The organism is Micromonospora sp. USAFONa4, assembly GCF_057197825.1.
Genome location: NZ_CM170072.1, coordinates 5,984,922 through 6,001,535, shown reverse-complemented (window position 1 = coordinate 6,001,535; position 16,614 = coordinate 5,984,922). Strand labels below are relative to the sequence as shown.

The following is a 16,614-nucleotide window of genomic DNA, read 5'->3' as shown; positions in this document are numbered from 1 at the left end:
GACCACCGCCCGGGATAGCAGTCGTTCACCAACCGCCAATGCCGACGTTTCGCCCGCCGGCGCCGTCCCCCGGAGGCGTCGGTCGGTGAGTCGCCGGTTGCGATGCGCGGGCCCGCTTCAGGGCTGGTCCGGTTCAGGGCTTGCGCGCGGCTGGTCGCTCGCGCAGGGCCGGCGCGCACCGTACGCCTGTGACCAGGGCCGCAGGCAGTTCCGCTTTGATCCACTACGGTGGTGGAGCTGCCACACCTGACCGGAGGACGCACATGGCCCGCCCCTACAGACCCGGACCGAAGCAGTTCGTCTTCTCGGTGGGTGATGGCAACGATCAACACGTCTCGGTGGGTGACCCCCAGGCGGCCTACGTAGCGTTCTCCGCGTTCTTCCGGGGTCGCGAGTCCGACACCTACACCATCACGGATGAACAGGCGGGGCAGAGTCTGGCACTCATGCCCCGGCTGGGGATGATCTCCCGGACCAGGGACGCGGACCGACCCCGGTCGGAACACCTCCAGGTCGACAGGCCCAACCGCTACCTCCCGAGCGCGATGCTGTTCTTCGAGAACGGATACGCCGGCCTCGACCGATTCGGCCAGTGGTTCTCCGACCTCTCGGACCTCGACGCGTCACCCGAGACCCGCGGTGCCGCCCGCGCCGCCGCGATCACGACGGAAGCAGCGGCGATCGAAGAAGTCGGCCGGATCTGGGCGGATTCGGGGATCGTCGACCCGAGCGACCAGTACTACGTCTTCTTCGAGTCGCACGATGTCGACGACGACCGGGCCGAACGAGCCGAACTGCTCCAGTTGATCGAATTCCTCGGTCTCGAACGAGTCGACGCCCCGGCCGGGGCCGCCGGGGGCGAGGTCTGGGTACGCACCGACCCACGCCTCGACGTCGAAGCCGCACGGTGGTCGTGAACAGCCGGTGCGGGGAGGCCTGAGCCGTGAGGGACGTCGTCTTCACCCGTGGCAGCGGCTGGATCCCGAACGTGATCCGCGAGGACGGCGAGCTGAAGCTGATGCTCGCCGCCGGGGCCGACGCCAACCATGAGCCCCGCACGTTCACGTTCCCGATCGGGGAGGCCCATCTCGCGGTGATCCAGGAGGACCTGGCCCGCCACCTACTGCTGTGGAGTGCGCTCCTTCCGCTGTGCGACGCCGCCGGAACCCGGGGCCGGCTCGACGAGAACGCTGCCGTCGCGCTCCTGGACCCGGTCCTGCTCTCCTCGCCCGCGGACGTCGACGCGCTCTTCCGGCGCATCCGGTGGGACAGGAGCCGGCTCGTCGCCCATGGCGCCGACATCGAACTACTTGAGCGCGGCCAGGTCTGCGAGGCGATGCGCGCGGCGACGGAGGGGTCGAACGAGAAACGTGCCCAGGAATATCACGCCGACCGCCGTCGCGCCGAGCGCGGAGCGGTCCTCGGGCCACTCGACGCCGCGATTCTGCGGTACACGGGCCAGTATCTGCATGGCGCGACGATTCCCAGGCGGATACCCGATGCCGTCGACCCCGCGCTGCTCCCCCAGGTCATGCGTGTGATCGCCACCGCGGAGCAGGCATGCGCCGGGATGCGGATCGGCCTCGATCCGCGGCGGGGACACCGGGCCACGGACAAGCGCGCCTGGGACCGGATGGCGGCGACGGTCGACGCGGCCGTGCGCCGCGCGTACCCCGAACTCGTCGATGACGCGGTGCGGACGGTGAGCTTTCTGATGTGCTCGGAGGCTGCGGACCGCTCCAGGAGGACCCCGGCGGAAGACGACGAGGAGGCTGCCGACGACCACGCCGACCTCGGTGAGAGTGCGGGAAAGACGGCCCTGTCGTTCACCGATGACAAGGGCGGCGAGAAGAAGTGGCTACGGGACGGTCCCCGCACCGCCTCCGCCGAGTTCTGGGAGTTCGTCGCCGATCGCTCTGCCGCGGACAACGAAGTGTTCACCATCGAGGACGAGGAGATGGGCGAGGGGATCCAGCTGCACTTCTACGCGGACTCCATCGCCCGGATCACGACTGTGCGACACGGGGAAGCTGGGTCGGATCCGCAGTACCAGGTCCAGTACAGCCTGGTCGACGGAATCGGCGGGTACCGCAACCTGGTGCGCGCCTTCGTCCGCGGCGGCTGCGCCGCACTCGAACAGCACGGTCCCTGGATGTCGGATGTCGCCGAGTTCGAGCGCGCGCGTCGTCGGCGCGACGCCCGGTAGTCCCAGAGGGAACCCACGCTCGCCAGCGGAGGGCTCGAGATCTGCGCGGGGCGTGGCTCCACATCGGGGAACAGAACGCCTCTCCGGGCGAGCGCGCCGGCTGGGAGTTGGATGCCGGCGCGCTCGCCCGGACGGGGTCAGTCGATCGCCTTGACCACCCGTGCGGGCACTCCCGCGACCAGGGTGCGGGCAGGCACGTCACGAGTGACGACAGCGCCGGCGGCCACGACCGCTCCGGCACCGATGGTCACGCCCTGAGTGACCACGACGGCCGCGCCGATCCAGACGTCATCCTCGATCACGATCGGAGCGTTGGAGACGTACTCGCGCCGCTCGGCCAGCGGCAGAGGGTGGCCGCCGGTGATGAGGCTGACCTTCGGGGCGATCATGACATTGTCGCCAATGCGGATGCCGCCGTGGTCCATGAACGTGCAGCCCTGGTTGACGAAGACGTTCTTCCCGAACGTCGTGCCCAGGCCGTACTCGGTGAAGAAGGGCGGGTAGATCGTCACCGACTCTGGCAACGCAGCGCCGAAGACAACCGTCAGTAGTTCAGCGCGGCCCTCGGCGTCGCTGAACGGCAGCGCGTTCAACCGCGAGGTCGCGTCGGTCACCTGTGCGATCCGCTCCGCATAGCGCGCGAACTCGGGCGTCTGGACATACATGAGCTGGTCCGTGGTGGTGGGCATGCGCTGATCACAACACCTCGGGGAAGGCGCGATCAAACAACCGCGCACGCACCCAGACACAACCACTGGTTGTGACCATAGAGTGGGGTGTGGATGTCGAAGCGCTGCGCACCTTCGTGGCCGTGGCCGGGGCCGGCCAGTTCCAGGCCGCGGCCGACGAGCTCGGGATCAGCCAGCAGGCGGCCTCCAAACGGGTCGCGGCCCTGGAGAAACACCTGGGAGTCGCACTGCTGGTACGCACCTCCCGCGGCTCCCGGCTGAGCCTGGACGGGCAGGTCTTCCTGCCGCACGCCAAGAAGGTGCTGTCCGCCGTCGAACAGGCCAAGCAGGCCACGCGCCCCGGGGTTCGCCCGCTGCGCGTGGACGTCCTCAACCGGCGCATCGCTCCGGCCCAGGCCGTCTACCGCTTCTACCGATCCCGTCCAGAGGCCACCCTGGACGCGGTCACGCTGAACGAGGAGAACGCCGTCCAGGCCGCCCGGGCCGTACTCGAAGGAACCATCGACGCCTCGTTCCGCGCCCTGGCCGCGGACCAGGTCCCGGCCGGGATCAGCGCCGAACGGCTCCTGGACTCGCCCTTGGAACTCCTGGTCGGGCCCAATCACCCGCTGGCCAGCGCGGCCTGGGTCAGGCCCGCCGACCTGGCCGGACACCGCATCTGGATCCCCGGGATCAGGCCGGGCACCGAGTGGGCGCAGTTCTACCGGTCGCTGTCGCAGGCCTTCGGCCTGGGTATCGACGCGCTCGGCCCCAACTTCGGCGACGAGGCCCTGATGGACGCCCTGGCGGACTCGGCCTCGCTGGCGACCCTGGTCGGCAGCGGGGACCGCTACCTATGGCCCCAGAACTACCACCTGCGCCGTATCCCCCTGCGCAAACCGACCCCGCTCTACCCGCACGTGCTGCTCACACGCACCGGGGACCAGCACCCCGTGCTGACCGCGTTGCGGGACCACCTGCGAGCCTCAGGACCGCGAACCACCGATGACGTGTGGGTCCCGGACTGGGTGACCCACTGACCAGCCGCCCGATTCAACAGACCAGGTCCTAGTCGACGGATGTCCGCCAGGAACGTGGCGTCAGGGCCACCGACGTACCCGTGAACGAGCCCAGCCGGGCCGTCGTCGTCGGGCGGCTGACCGGCGGCGGTGGCTGTGTCGGCTTGTCGGGACGTGGCCATGGCCATCATCATCGGTGGCCCGCACCAGCGCCGGCCAGGACTCAGCGGGCCGTGTGGGGCGGCTGTGCCGATCGGCTGAGGTTTGGTGCGTTGTCGAGCAGAGCGCCCAGTGCGGCGGCGGACTCGTCGGTCAGGCGGTAGACGCCCTGGAGGCTGACGGAGCGCTCGAGACGGCCGTCGACGACGTATTTCAGGGTGCGCTGGTCACCGCGCCGGTTGCGCCAGGTCAGCGTGCCGAGCAGGTCACCGGGAACGGTGACGTCGAAGCGGATCGGGGTGGCCTCGACATGCACCGGGACCGCTCCGCACCCGTCCGCACCGAGCATCGCCCAGGCGTCGTGGCCCGGATGGGCCGGGTCCCGCCAGGTCACCGGGGCGCTGCCGCAGCAGTCACGCCGCTGCTTGTCGACGACGCGCAGCCGGCTCACCACGTGCAGCACGCAACGGTTGACGTGCAGCGCGAAGACGGAGTCGCCGACCCCGACGCTGGTCCAACTGGGCAGGGACTGGTGCACGCCGCTGAACGCCACCGGAGGCCGCTCGCCGACCCGGTGCCTGCGCAGCTCCCGGCAGACGTCCTGGGTCCACAGCGCGGTGAAGGCAGCCGACATGGCCGTGATCGTAGGAGCCCCGACCGACAGTTCCGGCCGTGACGCCACCGGCCGCGCGCAGACCACGGCGCCCGTCCCCACACTGTGGACAAGAGTGTCACCGCCGCCTGTTACCTTCGCACCTCCCCGACGCGGAAGGGTTGCCGCAGTGGAACGCACCACGGCCTACACCGACTCCTGGTACCCACAGCCCGACCCGGTCGAGCGGGAGGACGGCCGCCGGCTGACGAACCAGCACTGGGTACGCGTGGCGGCGGTGTGGCTGATGGCAATGTGGTCGCCGGAGCACGCTGCCGGCTGGTCGTCGACGGTGATGTCCGGGCGGACCAGGTCCCGCCGGGATCAGCAGTGGCCGGAGCCGCCGCCGTTGACGGAGATCGCGAGCGCCGCCGACCTTCCGGAGGTCACCGGCGCGACGGTGCTGACCAGTCGGGTGTCGGTCGGGCCGGGACGGTCGTACGAGCCGGTGCGCACCGACGAGGAGGTGGCAACCGAACTCGTCAGGCTGATCTCGGCCGTGGTGGGGACACCCGACCGGCGCGCGGAAGTGCTGGTGCGGTTCCTCGCCGACGAGCTGGCCGGCCCGTACGCCGATCTGCTCCGGCTGACCACCGACAGCGAGCGGCCGGACGAGCCGGACCGGCCGGCGCCGCTGCACCTGCTGCACCGCGACTTCGACGGCAGCACCCTGCGGGTCTCGCTGCATCCGGCTCCGGAAGTTCGACAGCCCCCTGTCACCGACTCCGACGGTGCCGACGCCGCCCTGCGGACCCGGCTGGCCTGCATCATGACGTTGCTGAGCGACCTGCTCTGGGTCAACAACAACAGCCCGGTCACCTTCCGGTTCCGGATCGGCCGGCTCGACCCCGGAGGCGGCGACCCGCTGGCCGCCGCAGCCCGCTGGTGGGTCGAGAACCGCGAGGACGCGGACGAACACGACGAGGAGGCGTTCCGGCCCGTACCGGCCGCCGACCTGCGTGCCGGTCTCCGCAATCTGGTACGCCTGCACCTGAGCGAGCTGTTCGACGGGGGCTGGGACGGCATCGACGAGTTCCCGGAGCTGCCGGCCGACCACCTCGCGACGTTCCTGGGCGACGACCTGATCGATCTCGTCCTGGCCCGGACGGGTGCCGATGTCCACATCGGCTACGCCGGCCTGCTGCCGACGACCTGGCCACCCGACGACGAGGACTTCGAGGAGGATCCACAGACCACCGTGCTGCTGGTCGGCCGGCACGAGGTCGCGGTCCTGGAGGTCGACATGACCTGCTGAACCGGTCACGCGGGCGAGCGGGTCGGCGGGGCGGCCGCCCGGGAGCCGCGACCGGAGTACGGTGTCCGGTCGCGGCTGCCGGGCGCCAGCGTCAGCGCTGCGGCAGTGGCCTGACCAGCGTCGGTGCGCCCGGCGCCGGGACGACCGCCGGCACCCGGGCGGCGGTGGCGGTCCGCGCCGCGACGCCGCTCTCCCCGACCAGTGCCGTGTTCAGGAACCTGCCGGCCGCCTCGCCGATCGGGTCCGGCGTGCCGGGCAGCGCGTAGTGCGTCACGTTCTGGGCGAGGCTCACCTGCCGCCGACCGTCCGGAGTGTGCAGCGAGATGGCGCTGTGCCCGAAGACCAGGCCGTCGTGCCCCCAGACGTCGCCGGTGGGCCAGGTCATCCGGTAGAGGCCGAGACCGTAGCCGCCGACCTCCGGCTGAGCCGGGTCGAACGGCACGGTGGTCTTCATCGCGGCCAGTTGGGCCGGGCGGAGCAGCCGGCCACCGAGCAGCGCCCGGAAGAAGGTGTTCAGGTCGGCCATGGTCGACACGAGTGCCCCGGCCGTCCACGCCCAGGACATGTTGCTGACGCTGAAATCGCGCAGCTCACCCTCGTACCACGGGACGTAGCCCCTGCTGTGCGGGCCGGCGATCCGGGGACGCACGCCGGGGAAGTACGTGTGCCGCAGCCCCAGCGGCCGGAGGATCCGCCGGTGCACCTCGTCGGTGGCGGACCGGCGGGTGACCCGCTCGATGATCAGCCCCGCCAGGATGTAGTTGGTGTTCGAGTAGGAGAAGGCCGCGCCCGGTGCCCCGGTCGACGGCTGACCGAGGCCGGCCTGGACGAGTTGACGCGGCGTGAACGTGGTGGACCGGTGCCGCTCGATGTCCTCCGGGGTGGCGAAGATGACGTGGTCGTAGTCGCTGATGCCGCTGGTGTGGTCGAGCAGCATCCGGACGGTCACCCCGGCGACCGCGAACTCCGGAAGGTACCGGCCGATCGGGGCGTCCAGCGCGATCCGGCGCTCACCGACGAGTTGCAGCAGCGTCGCGGCAACGAAGGTCTTGGTGATGCTGCCGACCCGGTGCTGGAACCCGGGCAGCACCGGTCGACCGGTCGTCACGTCGGCCACCCCGCTGGCGCCCCGCCACCGGTCCCGTCCGTCGCGCGCCTCGGCGAACACACCGGGCATTCCGGCCTCGGTGATCGCGCGCAGGTCGGCGGTGAGCGCCGCGTCCGGCAACGACCCGGCGGGCGGACGGCCGGCCGCGAGTGCCGGGCCGGCACCGGCCAGCAGGGGCGTCGCGAGTGCCGTACCGGTGGTGGCCAGCAGGAAACTGCGGCGTGACAGGTGCATGTCGCCTCCCGTGTGACGTGACTGCTGCCCATCGTGCCCCGGGCCGACAACCGGAAGCGTCCGTCTGCGGACCCACATCGGCCTCCCCACCGGGAATGACCCGGGCTCCGACCCACGCGGGAGAGTCCCAGCTCTCCGTCGACAGAGCGTCATGCTGACGGCACAGCCGAAGTACATTCGTCCACATTCATCGATAGGATGACGCGATGACCGTTCGACGACTGCTACTGCACACGACGGCGGCCTGCCTCGCGGCGACCGCGCTGACGGCCCTCGTGCCGGCCGGGCCGGCGCAGGCGGCCTGCACGACGAGCAGCTTCACCGTCGTCTGGGACTACGCGGGTATGTACACCGCCCCCAACGAGTCGACCCTGTACGGCACCCGCCGCTACGGACAGGTCGTCACCGGCCCCACCGGCAACACCGCCAACGGCTGGACACTCACCTACGACTACTGGAACGGCCTGGCACTCTGGGCCTACATGAAGGACGCCGCGTTGCAGTACCGCGGCTGCGCCTGAAGCGGAACCGACGCGCCGGTCAGCACCGGCACGCAGACGGCTCGCACGCGAGCCGGGCATCACACCCTGCGCCCCTGCGGGTTTCCGCCCCGCATGACTTCGACACGTCACCATCAAGGGGTCGCCCAGGGGCGGGGGCCCCGGCCGGGCAGGCAACGGTGGCTCCCGAGCGTGGGTAAGTAGTGATGTCGGCAAAACTACTGACGACGCCCCGCACCGGCCGCCGGAAGAATCTCTGCCATCCCGGCGTGCCCGGGCCTCATCCCACCTCGAAGGGAGGTGACCACATGCCGATCGAACGAGAAGACGACGAGTTCGAGCTCGACGATCTCGACCTCAGCGGCCTGACCGTGACGGTCATGCGCGACACCGTCGCGATCCCCGAGACCGGGGCGTCCCGGATCAGCGCCTGCCTGGCGTCCTGCTCCTGCTCCATCAGTCCGGACGAGCCGATGCTGTAGCCGCCGTGGAGCGCGAACCGCGCTGCCTGAGTGACGAGGCGACTGTCGCCGGGCCCGGCGGCAGTCGCCCTCTCAGCCCCGGACCACTTCCGACGACCCCAGCCGTTTCCCGACCGGTGAGGCGAGCAGATGTCGACCAGTTCGTGGCAACTCCGCCCCACCGTGCAGGCGACCCGGATCGACGGCGGGCTGCACCTGCGGTCCTGGGACACCAGCCTCACCCTGGACGGCGCGCCACAGCTGTGGCGGCTCTGGCAACTGCTCACCCGGCGCCTCGCGTCCGAACCGACCACAGCCGACCTGCGCGACCTGTCGCCACGCCCGCCCGTCGCCCTCGCCCTGTACCGGCTGGCCGACCTGCTGCGGGAACACGACCTGCTGGTCCGGGTGCCGGAGCACTGGGCCGGCACCGGGTACGCCCATGCCCCCGCCGACGCCCGCGGGCCGGCCTCGGTGCCGCCACCCGCCGTCGCCACCTGGCTGGCCTCGGTCGCCACCGACCCCGCCGCGTCCTGGGCCGGCATCGGCCGGGAACCGGTGACCGTCACGGGAGCGGGCCCCGCTGCCACCGCCGCGATCGAGGCGTTGACCGCCGCCGGAGCCCGGGTCCGGCGGGCCGCGACCCGCATCGACGCACCGCCCGACGCCGGACGCGTCACCCTCGCCGCCAGCGACGGGCGTGCCGTGGTGACCGGGGCCAGCGCCACGGTCGGCTACGTCACCCCCGTCGGCCCGGGCACGCATCTGCGGGCCCAGTCCGGCCTGATCGCCGAGCGGCTCGGGCTCGGCAGCGCGGCGACGGCCCCTGGCGACCCGGTTTCCGTGGTGGCCGGCGCCTGCGCCGCGCACCGGCTCCTCGGCGCGCTCGCCGAGCTGACCGACCCGACCGCGCCGACGGCGCTCGTCGTACGGAACGACCCGCTGCGCGCCACCGCCCACCCGTGGCCGCCCGGCGTACGGCCACCGGCGGTCCACGCCCCCGACCGGCGGGACGACGCCGTCCACGCGGGCCTACCCACCTCCCTCACGGACCCGGAACTCGGTGTGTTGCCGCCGGTGGAGCTCGACGATCTGCCACAACTGCCGGTGGGACTGGCCCGGTGCCGGGTCGGCGGTGTTCCCGGCCCGGCCGGTGGGACGCTCGTCACCGGGCACGGTCCGGACACCTCCACGGCGCGGCTGCACGCCACGCTGGCAGCGGTGGAGCTGCTCAGCGTGTCCACCGGAGGGGCCGCCCTGCTGGCCTGCGGGGTGGACCGCAGCCATGCCGAGGGAGTGCTGCTGCGCCGCCTCGCCCGCCGGTCGGTGGCCTCGGCCGGCGTCACGTCAGGCGAGCCTGTCCCCCCGTCGGCGTTCGACGCGCCGGCAGCCCGCCGCTGGTGGCGTACGCTGACCCGCCGCCTCGGCGTCCCGGCGACCGTGCACGTCCGCCGCCTCGCCCCCGGGGCGCAGCTGGCCGTCGTGTGCGGCCCGGACACGACGGACCCCGGTGGGTGGATGGAACTCGGCTGGGCGATCGAGGCCACAGCCCACGACGCGGTCGCCTTCGCCGCTCTCGCCGCGGTCGCCACGGTCGGCTGGCGTGCACACCGGCCCGGTCCGCCGTACTCGCACGGCCCCTGCGGAGCGTCGCCACGGGTGAGCCGCTCGGCCGCGCCCATGCCCGACGGGTCCGAACGGGAGGACGCCCTCCGGCGGTCACTGCGGACCCTCGTCGGCGCCCCCGCGGAGCCGGTCGTGGTGACGCCGCCAGCTCCGCTGGCCGCCGCCCTGCGTACGGTCGGGCTCGTCGTCCTGCGGGCCGGCGATGACCGGTGACCCTCGGTTGCCCGGGGACGACCGGGACGGTCCCCGGCGGCCGGTCCCCGACCTGGCCGGCCAGCTCGCCGAGGCGCTGAGGGGGGCGGGGTCGCCGTACCCGGTACTGGCCGATGACGACAGGTGGGCCGGCTCCGGCCCGGCGGTGGTGGTGTCGACCCGGTGGAGTCCGGCGCTGCTGAGCGGGCTGGCCGACCGGGGCACCGGGGCTGTCCTGCCCGTCCGGTTCGACGGCGGTACGGCGCTGGTGGGTCCGCTGGTCGGCGCCGACAGTGCCACCTGCCTGCGCTGCCTGGAGGCCGCCAGGCTGGCGGCGCCGGGCGGCCGGACGCCGCACGGTGATGCCGAGCTGCGGCTCGGCGGTCGGCCGGCGCCGGCCCTGCTGCCCGTACTCGCCGCGGTGGTCCGGTCGGCGCTGGCCGAGCCGCAGTCCGCCGCCGCGCGGCTCTGGGTCGTCCCGCCCGACGGGAGCGTGTCCGCCCATCCGGTGGCGCCGGTGGGGATCCGCTGCGAAGGATGCCTCAGCCGGCAGCCCCCGGCTCCACCTGGGACGCCACTCACCGGCAGCGGTCAGCCGCCGGCCGACCCGGTACGGCTGCGCCGGCCCAACCCGGCGACCGACCTGGCGGGACTTCGCCGGGCACTGCTGGAGCCACGGCTGGGCCACGTCGTCCAGCTGCACCGGCACGAGGAGTACGGGCTGCCGGTCACCAGGGCGGTGGTCGCCGGTCCGGCGGTCACCGTGACGGGCTTCGGCCGGGCGACGACCGCCGCGGAGGCTGACCGGTTGGCGCTCTTCGAAGCGGTGGAACGGCTGGCCGGGTACGCCCCCCACGGGCCCGCCGCCCGGCAGTGGGCGTCCTTCGCGGAGCTGGGACCGGAGCTCGCCGTCGATCCCGCGGCCTTAGGTCTGCCCGACCTGCCCAGCGCCCACCACATCCCGTACGCCCCCGACGTGCCGACGTGGTGGGTGCCGGGGTGGTCGCCCAGTCGGGCGAAGCCCGTGGCGGTGCCGGAGCACGCGGCGTACTGGGGTGACCCCGGGCAGCGCCCGTCGGCGACCTTCCTGTCGGAGTCCTCCAACGGCTGCGGTCTCGGCAACAGCCTGGAGGAGGCGGCCCTGCACGGCCTGTTCGAGGTGATCGAGCGGGACGCCTTCCTGGTGGCCTGGTACGCCCGTACCCCGCTGGTGGAGGTCGCGCTCCCCGACGAACTCGACCTGGTCGGGCACCTCGCCGACGATCTGGACCTGCTCGACTACGACCTACGGTTGTTCGACGCCACCACCGACCTGGCCGTGCCGGCGGTCGTCGCGCTGGCGCACCACCGGATGCCCGCCGTGGGGGCGCCGACGGCGTTCTTCGCGGCCGGCGCCCACCTGGATCCCCTCTCGGCGATCCACTCAGCCGTGGTGGAGCTGGTCGTCAACGTCCACGAGGTACGCGGCACGTGGCAGGGGGATTCGGCGCGGGCGGATCGCGACCGGCTACTGCCGATGCTCGACGATGCCGCGTTGGTCCGCCAGATGGACGACCACATGATGCTGCACTGCCTGCCGGAAGCACGGCCGCGCTACGAGTTCCTGCTCGGGGCCGGGCGGACGCGGGCCTGGCGGGAGGTGTGGCCGGGGCTGCCCCGTCCCGTCGAGGACCTCGCGGCCCTGTTCGGCGCGCTCTGCGCGGACCTGCACCACCGGGCCGGGGTGGAACCGGTCGTCGTCGACCAGAGCATCCCCGAGCTGCGGCAGGCCCTCGGGTTGCATGCTGCCAAGGTCGTCGTCCCCGGCACCCTGCCGATGACGTTCGGTCACCTGAACCGGCGGACGCGGGGGCTGCCCCGGCTGCTGACCGTGCCGGCGGCGCTGGGCCGCCTGCCCGGGCGGCCCCGCTACGAGGACTTGGCACTGCATCCGCATCCCTTCCCGTGACCGTCCCTCCCGGGCCCAACCAGGGGGTCGGGCCCGACCGCCAGCAGTCACCCGCCGGGCCGGCCGACCGGGAGCAGGTAGGCGAGAACCTCGTCGACCCCGTCGAGGAGGAGCAGTTCGTTGGCGATGTCGTCGTAGAACCCACCGACCATGCCCAGCCCGAGTCCCGTCGCCGCCGCCGTGAGGGCCAGGTTCTGGGCCAGGTGACCGGCCTCCAGCATGCCGAAGCGCAGCGCCCGGAGGCCGTAGGTGGCCCGCAGCACGGGCAGGTCGACGTAGACCCCGAGCAGCGCCGGCAGCGCCGACAGATCGATCCGTTCCTGGCTGGCCGGGGTGTCCGCCGACGGCGTCGTCGGTCCGGCCTCGAACCACATCGACGCGGTGGCCAGCTCGGCGTCGGTGGGCACCGGGCCGGTGGGCAGCAGGAGCCGGGACTCGGCGTCGACGTCGTACTGGTGGGCCGGGACGCCGGCCACGTCCCGGGCCAGCACGCGCAGCCGGACCGCGTACTTGGCGCCGGCGCTCGGGTAGGGTCGGCGGACCCCGGGCCTGCCGGCCCGATCACCCGCCCCGCTGGCGGTCCACAGCAGAGTGGCCAGGTGCGCGGCGTCCAGCGGGCCGCAGAGCGTACCGCGTCCGCTGGCCCGCGCGGTGAGCGCGTCGCCGAGCGCGGCCGTCACTGGTGCGGCGGGGGGAAGTGCCAGAGGTGGGCCGGACCGTCGCCGGTCGCCGTGCCGCCTCCGGCCCGACGTCCGCGGCCGCTGCCACTCGATCCGGCCCGGGGCGTAGCTGCTGGCCGCCAGGTACCGCCGGTCGGGGCTGGCGGTGCCGTCGGCGAAGAAATCGGTGGGGCCGTCCGGCGCCAGCAGGGCGGCGGCGAGGAAGTGGTAGAGGGAGCGCTCCTCGTCGGGCATGATGCCCAACCGGTTGAGCAGCATGTGCAGTTGGGACGCCCACACCCCGACCCACTGGTCGCCGCCGCCGGCAGAGCTCTCCAGCTGGGCGCGGGCGGCGCGCACCTGGGCGGCCCACCGGTCCCGGATCCGGGAGCCGTCCGCCACGGAGGCGGTGATCTCGTGCCAGCGCCGTACCACCGAGCGGGCCTGCGTGGTGGCTGCGGCGAGCGCCGGCCCCTGCACGGTGCCCGCAGTCAGCGTGGTGCTCTCCGGGTGCCACCGCCAGGCGCTCGCGCTGCGGCGCAGCCATCGGGCCGCGGCGAGCATGTCCAGGTCGAGGGCGATCAGGGTGGCGAGGACCAGGTCGGTGGCCGCCACCATCCGCTGGCCGGGTCCCGGGGTACGCGCGACCACCTCGGCGGCGATCCGGCTGGAGGTGCCGAACACCGTCTCCGCCACCGGCAGCGCGGCCGGGCCGCCGTACCGCTCGGTCTCCGGCTCGTAGTCGACCTGCCGGGCCTGTGCGTGCCCCGGCCAGCCCGGACGGCTGGCGGTGCCGAGGTCGAGCAGCGGATGGTCGGCGGCCCGGGCCGCGGCCACCAACTGCTCCTGCCACCGGCGGTGCTCGTGCGCCTCGGCGCCCCGCGCCCGCACCCTCAGGTGTGGACCGTCGTCGAAGTAGCGGATGAAGAACCAGTCGGCGATCGTCCCGTTCCGACGCAGCCCCTCCATGAGCGGTGTGAGTGTGCCGGTGATGAAGTCGTCGACGTGTTCCGCACTCCAGTGCAGATAGCAGTGCAGGCTGTGGAAAGAGCTCTGCCCAGGGTGGACGGGGGCGGCGGTCACGGGCATGGGAACTCCTCCGGACAGGTCGGAACCCGGCGCGGCAGGACGACGTCGGCGGCGGTCGTCGACCGGGGCTCACCCATCGGTGCCCGTACGGTACAGCTCGATCACGACCTCCGTCGCCGGCTGCCCGGGACGGGGAGCGGGCAGTGCCTCCTCCAGGACGACGCCGTCCGGGTAGCGGGCCAGGGTCCGGGACAGGCACCGCAGGTGTAGCGGGCTTGCGAGGTCGACGTACTGGGAACGGGGCTGTTCCAGGTAGGACATGAACGCCGTCAACCCCTTCGCGCCGTCGACGGCGGCGGCGCTGACGAAGACGTGCTCGGGCAGGCCGAGCAGGTGTCGCCAGCGCACGGCGGTGCGTCCCACCTCAGCGGGCCGGGCGTCCAGCTCGGCCCGCCAGGCGGCGACGATGTCCGCGGAGAGCCGCCAGTCCGCCCGGGAGAGGACCACCTCCCGGTACCGCAGCCGGGGCCGGCGCCAGACCGGGCCGACCGGGGTGCGGCGGAGCTGTCGGGCCGCCATGGCCCTGCCCGGTCCGACCGATCCCGTGCCCACGTCGGTGAGCATGCTGGTCAGGCGCTCCGGCAGCATCACCGGCACCAGGAACCCGAGATAGACCACGTCCAACGGTTCACCGGTGGCGGTGACCACCAGGCGGACCTGATCGGTGGCGACGTCGTGGACCAGGTGCAGGTCGTCCGGGACCAGGGTGCCGTGGCGGCGGTCGTCGGCGATCTCGTCGCCGACGAGCAGCGGATGCAGGTTGCCATTGAACCCGTTGACCGGGCGGAGCTGCGCCACCCGGGCGCCGAGGTGGCGCCGGAGCTGGGCGGCGACTGCCGTTTCGGCCTCCGGAGGGAGCTGCCGCAGGAAGCGGCTGGTGAACCGGCCCCATCCGCCGTACACGTGATTGACACAGAACGACGCGCCGTCGTGGCAGGACTGTCCGAAGACCGCGTACGAGCCGGGTCGGCTGGTGAGCCACCGGGGCAGCCTGGGGGCGACGTCGTCGGGCAGCCCGTCGGGGACGGTCAGGTTCCCGTCGTCGTCGGTCGTGACGGCGGCCACCAGGTCGGCCCGGAGCCGGGCCAGTTCGCGCAGCTCGTCACCGGGGGCGAGGTCGAGCGTCGGGTCCAGGGTGCCGTCGACGCCGACCAGGTGCGTCGCCTGCCAGACCGCACCGTACTCCTCGGCGAACTCCGTCGGCGACCCGCAGCGGCCGCCCACGCCGTAGCGGGCGACGAAGCGGTCCCGGGCCAGGCGGCGGACCACCGCGTGCTGGTCGAGGAGTTCGAAGAGCGGGGTCAGCGCGGCGAGGGTGCCCCGGTGGTCCCGGCCGTGGGCCCGGCCGAGGCCCACGGGGCGGACCAGGGTCACGTCCTCGGTGAGGGGCTGCGGACGACCCGTGCGGTCCGCGCCGAGCTGGGCGAAGGCCGCGTCCCAGCGGGAGCGTAGCCCGGCCAGGGCCGCCGGCCGTTCGGTCGCGTCGAGACCGGCGAACGCGGTGGTCCTGGCATCGATCTCCCGCAGCGACACGGCCACGTCGGCCAGGCCGATCCCGGCCAGCCAGTCGGCGACGGCAGCGAGGCCGTCGACGGCCTGCGGGTCCACCGGGTACGCGGGGCGGAGCACGCCCTGTTCGACGAGCGCGTGCAGGTACGCCCGAACCGCCGCGGACCCCTGCGGCGCCGGACGGGACAACCGGGTGGCCAGTTCCGTCGCGAGCTGGTGCGGCGTCGCCACCCCGCCGGGCTCCAGCAGATCCAGCAGGTGTCGCAGCGCCCGGGTCAGCGGCAGCGTCAGCGCCTCCTCCCGTTGCACCCCGGGTGGCGCGTCGGGGGCCTGAGTCTGGCGACGCAGCCGGATCACCGCCCCGTCCACCCACAGGCCGGGCGCCAGGGTGTGGGGCAGATCGCCGCGACGGTCGGGGTGCCGGAGCACGGCGTGGACGAGGGCGGACAGAGTGGCCCGGTCGGCGTTGGCGACCGCCACCACCTCCGTGGAGCCGGTCGGGTCCGGCACCGGCCCGTCCCAACGGCCCCAGCCCACCCGGGTGAACCAGGACAGCGGCACGGTCCTGGTGGCCGCCCGCATCGCGTACCGGAGCACGGTGGCCTCCGACTTGCGGGCCCGGTCGTCGGGTGCCGGGCCCTGCTCGGCCGCCCGGCGCAGCGCCCGCAGCAGATCCACGCTGGTCAGCGCGACGGCCCGGGACAGCTCCTCGGCGCGGCACAGCCCGGCCAGGGCGACCCGGTCGGCGGCGAGCGCCGGCGCGAGAAGGGCGTCGAGTTCCGCGGTGTGCCGGTCGATGTCGTCGCGGAGGCCGAGCCAGGACGCCAGGCCGGGCAGGTGGTCGGTCCAGCCGGCCAGCCGGGCACGCGACACCACCGACGGGCTGCGCCCGTTGTGCACGTCGCGGCGCAGGGCCAGCAGCACCCGACGCTGGTCGGAAGCGGCCCGGACGACCTGCTGGTGCAGCACGTCGGCGAGCGCCGCGGCCATTCGCTCGGCGCGCGCGGTCAGCTCCAGCAGGCGGGCGGCGACGCCCCGGAACTCCTCGGTCACGGCCGACGGTTCCGGGAGGGTGACACCGGCGACCCGCACCATCGCGTACGGCGCCACAGTGACCTCGGGCGCTCGGGTGACGGGTCCGACCCGGCGTACGCCCGGCGCCGGCGTCCCGCCGACCGTGGTCCCGATCATCCTGTCTCCTCTCCCCCGTGACCGCTTCCTGGTGGAGGACGGTGACGGCGTGTCCGCCGACACTCGCAGCCGTGGCCGTGGGAGGCGTCCGCACAACTACGGATCCGGTTACGTACTCGGGGGCAGGTGCCGGCTGCG

At 73.2% G+C, this 16,614-nt stretch carries 13 protein-coding genes; 8 read left to right on the top strand and 5 right to left on the bottom strand.

The genetic code is table 11. The features are described from left to right. The first annotated feature begins 263 nt into the window (after positions 1-263). Together AC0OO9_RS26510 and AC0OO9_RS26505 are read left to right on the top strand one after the other, a co-directional pair. Complete coding sequence (locus AC0OO9_RS26510) at positions 264-917, top strand: hypothetical protein (RefSeq protein ID WP_484513161.1); 654 nt, start codon at positions 264-266, stop codon at positions 915-917. 26 nt (positions 918-943) lie between these two features. After that, on the top strand, positions 944-2,206 hold the full coding sequence (locus AC0OO9_RS26505; protein WP_484513159.1) for a DUF6357 family protein: 1,263 nt from the start codon (positions 944-946) through the stop codon (positions 2,204-2,206). A gap of 137 nt (positions 2,207-2,343) precedes the next feature. Here AC0OO9_RS26505 and AC0OO9_RS26500 read toward each other — a convergent pair whose 3' ends face one another. Next, on the bottom strand, positions 2,344-2,895 hold the full coding sequence (locus AC0OO9_RS26500) for a sugar O-acetyltransferase (protein ID WP_484513157.1): 552 nt from the start codon (positions 2,893-2,895) through the stop codon (positions 2,344-2,346). Between the two features lie 89 nt (positions 2,896-2,984). On the opposite strand from AC0OO9_RS26500, the gene AC0OO9_RS26495 reads away from it, so the two are divergent. Continuing rightward, positions 2,985-3,914 carry a LysR family transcriptional regulator gene (locus AC0OO9_RS26495; protein WP_484513156.1) on the top strand — a complete coding sequence of 310 codons (930 nt, stop codon included), beginning with the start codon at positions 2,985-2,987 and terminating at the stop codon, positions 3,912-3,914. Positions 3,915-4,116: 202 nt separating this feature from the next. Here the strand turns inward: AC0OO9_RS26495 and AC0OO9_RS26490 are convergent, their stop codons facing one another. Then, positions 4,117-4,686 carry a hypothetical protein gene (locus tag AC0OO9_RS26490; protein WP_484513154.1) on the bottom strand — a complete coding sequence of 190 codons (570 nt, stop codon included), beginning with the start codon at positions 4,684-4,686 and terminating at the stop codon, positions 4,117-4,119. A gap of 148 nt (positions 4,687-4,834) precedes the next feature. On the opposite strand from AC0OO9_RS26490, the gene AC0OO9_RS26485 reads away from it, so the two are divergent. Further along, on the top strand, positions 4,835-5,959 hold the full coding sequence (locus AC0OO9_RS26485; RefSeq protein ID WP_484513152.1) for a hypothetical protein: 1,125 nt from the start codon (positions 4,835-4,837) through the stop codon (positions 5,957-5,959). Between the two features lie 91 nt (positions 5,960-6,050). On the opposite strand, the gene AC0OO9_RS26480 is transcribed toward AC0OO9_RS26485, so the two are convergent. Continuing rightward, positions 6,051-7,301: a serine hydrolase domain-containing protein gene (locus tag AC0OO9_RS26480; protein WP_484513150.1), complete on the bottom strand. Its 1,251-nt coding sequence runs from the start codon at positions 7,299-7,301 to the stop codon at positions 6,051-6,053. 206 nt (positions 7,302-7,507) lie between these two features. Here AC0OO9_RS26480 and AC0OO9_RS26475 point away from each other — a divergent pair, with 206 nt between their 5' ends. The 4 genes from AC0OO9_RS26475 to AC0OO9_RS26460 all read left to right on the top strand — a co-directional run bounded on the left by AC0OO9_RS26475 (position 7,508) and on the right by AC0OO9_RS26460 (position 12,028). After that, positions 7,508-7,822, top strand: coding sequence for a hypothetical protein (locus AC0OO9_RS26475; RefSeq protein WP_484513148.1), 315 nt, complete (start codon positions 7,508-7,510; stop codon positions 7,820-7,822). A 287-nt stretch (positions 7,823-8,109) separates the two neighbouring features. Beyond that, on the top strand, positions 8,110-8,283 hold the full coding sequence (locus AC0OO9_RS26470) for a thiazolylpeptide-type bacteriocin (RefSeq protein ID WP_132234202.1): 174 nt from the start codon (positions 8,110-8,112) through the stop codon (positions 8,281-8,283). Between the two features lie 129 nt (positions 8,284-8,412). Next, positions 8,413-10,101, top strand: coding sequence for a hypothetical protein (locus AC0OO9_RS26465; RefSeq protein ID WP_484513146.1), 1,689 nt, complete (start codon positions 8,413-8,415; stop codon positions 10,099-10,101). After that, positions 10,091-12,028 (top strand): TOMM precursor leader peptide-binding protein, encoded by a 1,938-nt coding sequence (locus AC0OO9_RS26460; protein WP_484513144.1) that lies wholly within the window; start codon positions 10,091-10,093, stop codon positions 12,026-12,028. Before AC0OO9_RS26465 ends, AC0OO9_RS26460 begins: the two co-directional genes overlap by 11 nt. A gap of 47 nt (positions 12,029-12,075) precedes the next feature. On the opposite strand, the gene AC0OO9_RS26455 is transcribed toward AC0OO9_RS26460, so the two are convergent. Together AC0OO9_RS26455 and AC0OO9_RS26450 are read right to left on the bottom strand one after the other, a co-directional pair. Beyond that, positions 12,076-13,776 carry a thiopeptide-type bacteriocin biosynthesis protein gene (locus AC0OO9_RS26455; RefSeq protein ID WP_484513143.1) on the bottom strand — a complete coding sequence of 567 codons (1,701 nt, stop codon included), beginning with the start codon at positions 13,774-13,776 and terminating at the stop codon, positions 12,076-12,078. Positions 13,777-13,845: 69 nt separating this feature from the next. Then, entirely contained in the window at positions 13,846-16,476 is a 2,631-nt protein-coding gene (locus tag AC0OO9_RS26450; protein ID WP_484513141.1) for a lantibiotic dehydratase, read from the bottom strand. Positions 16,477-16,614: the final 138 nt, after the last annotated feature.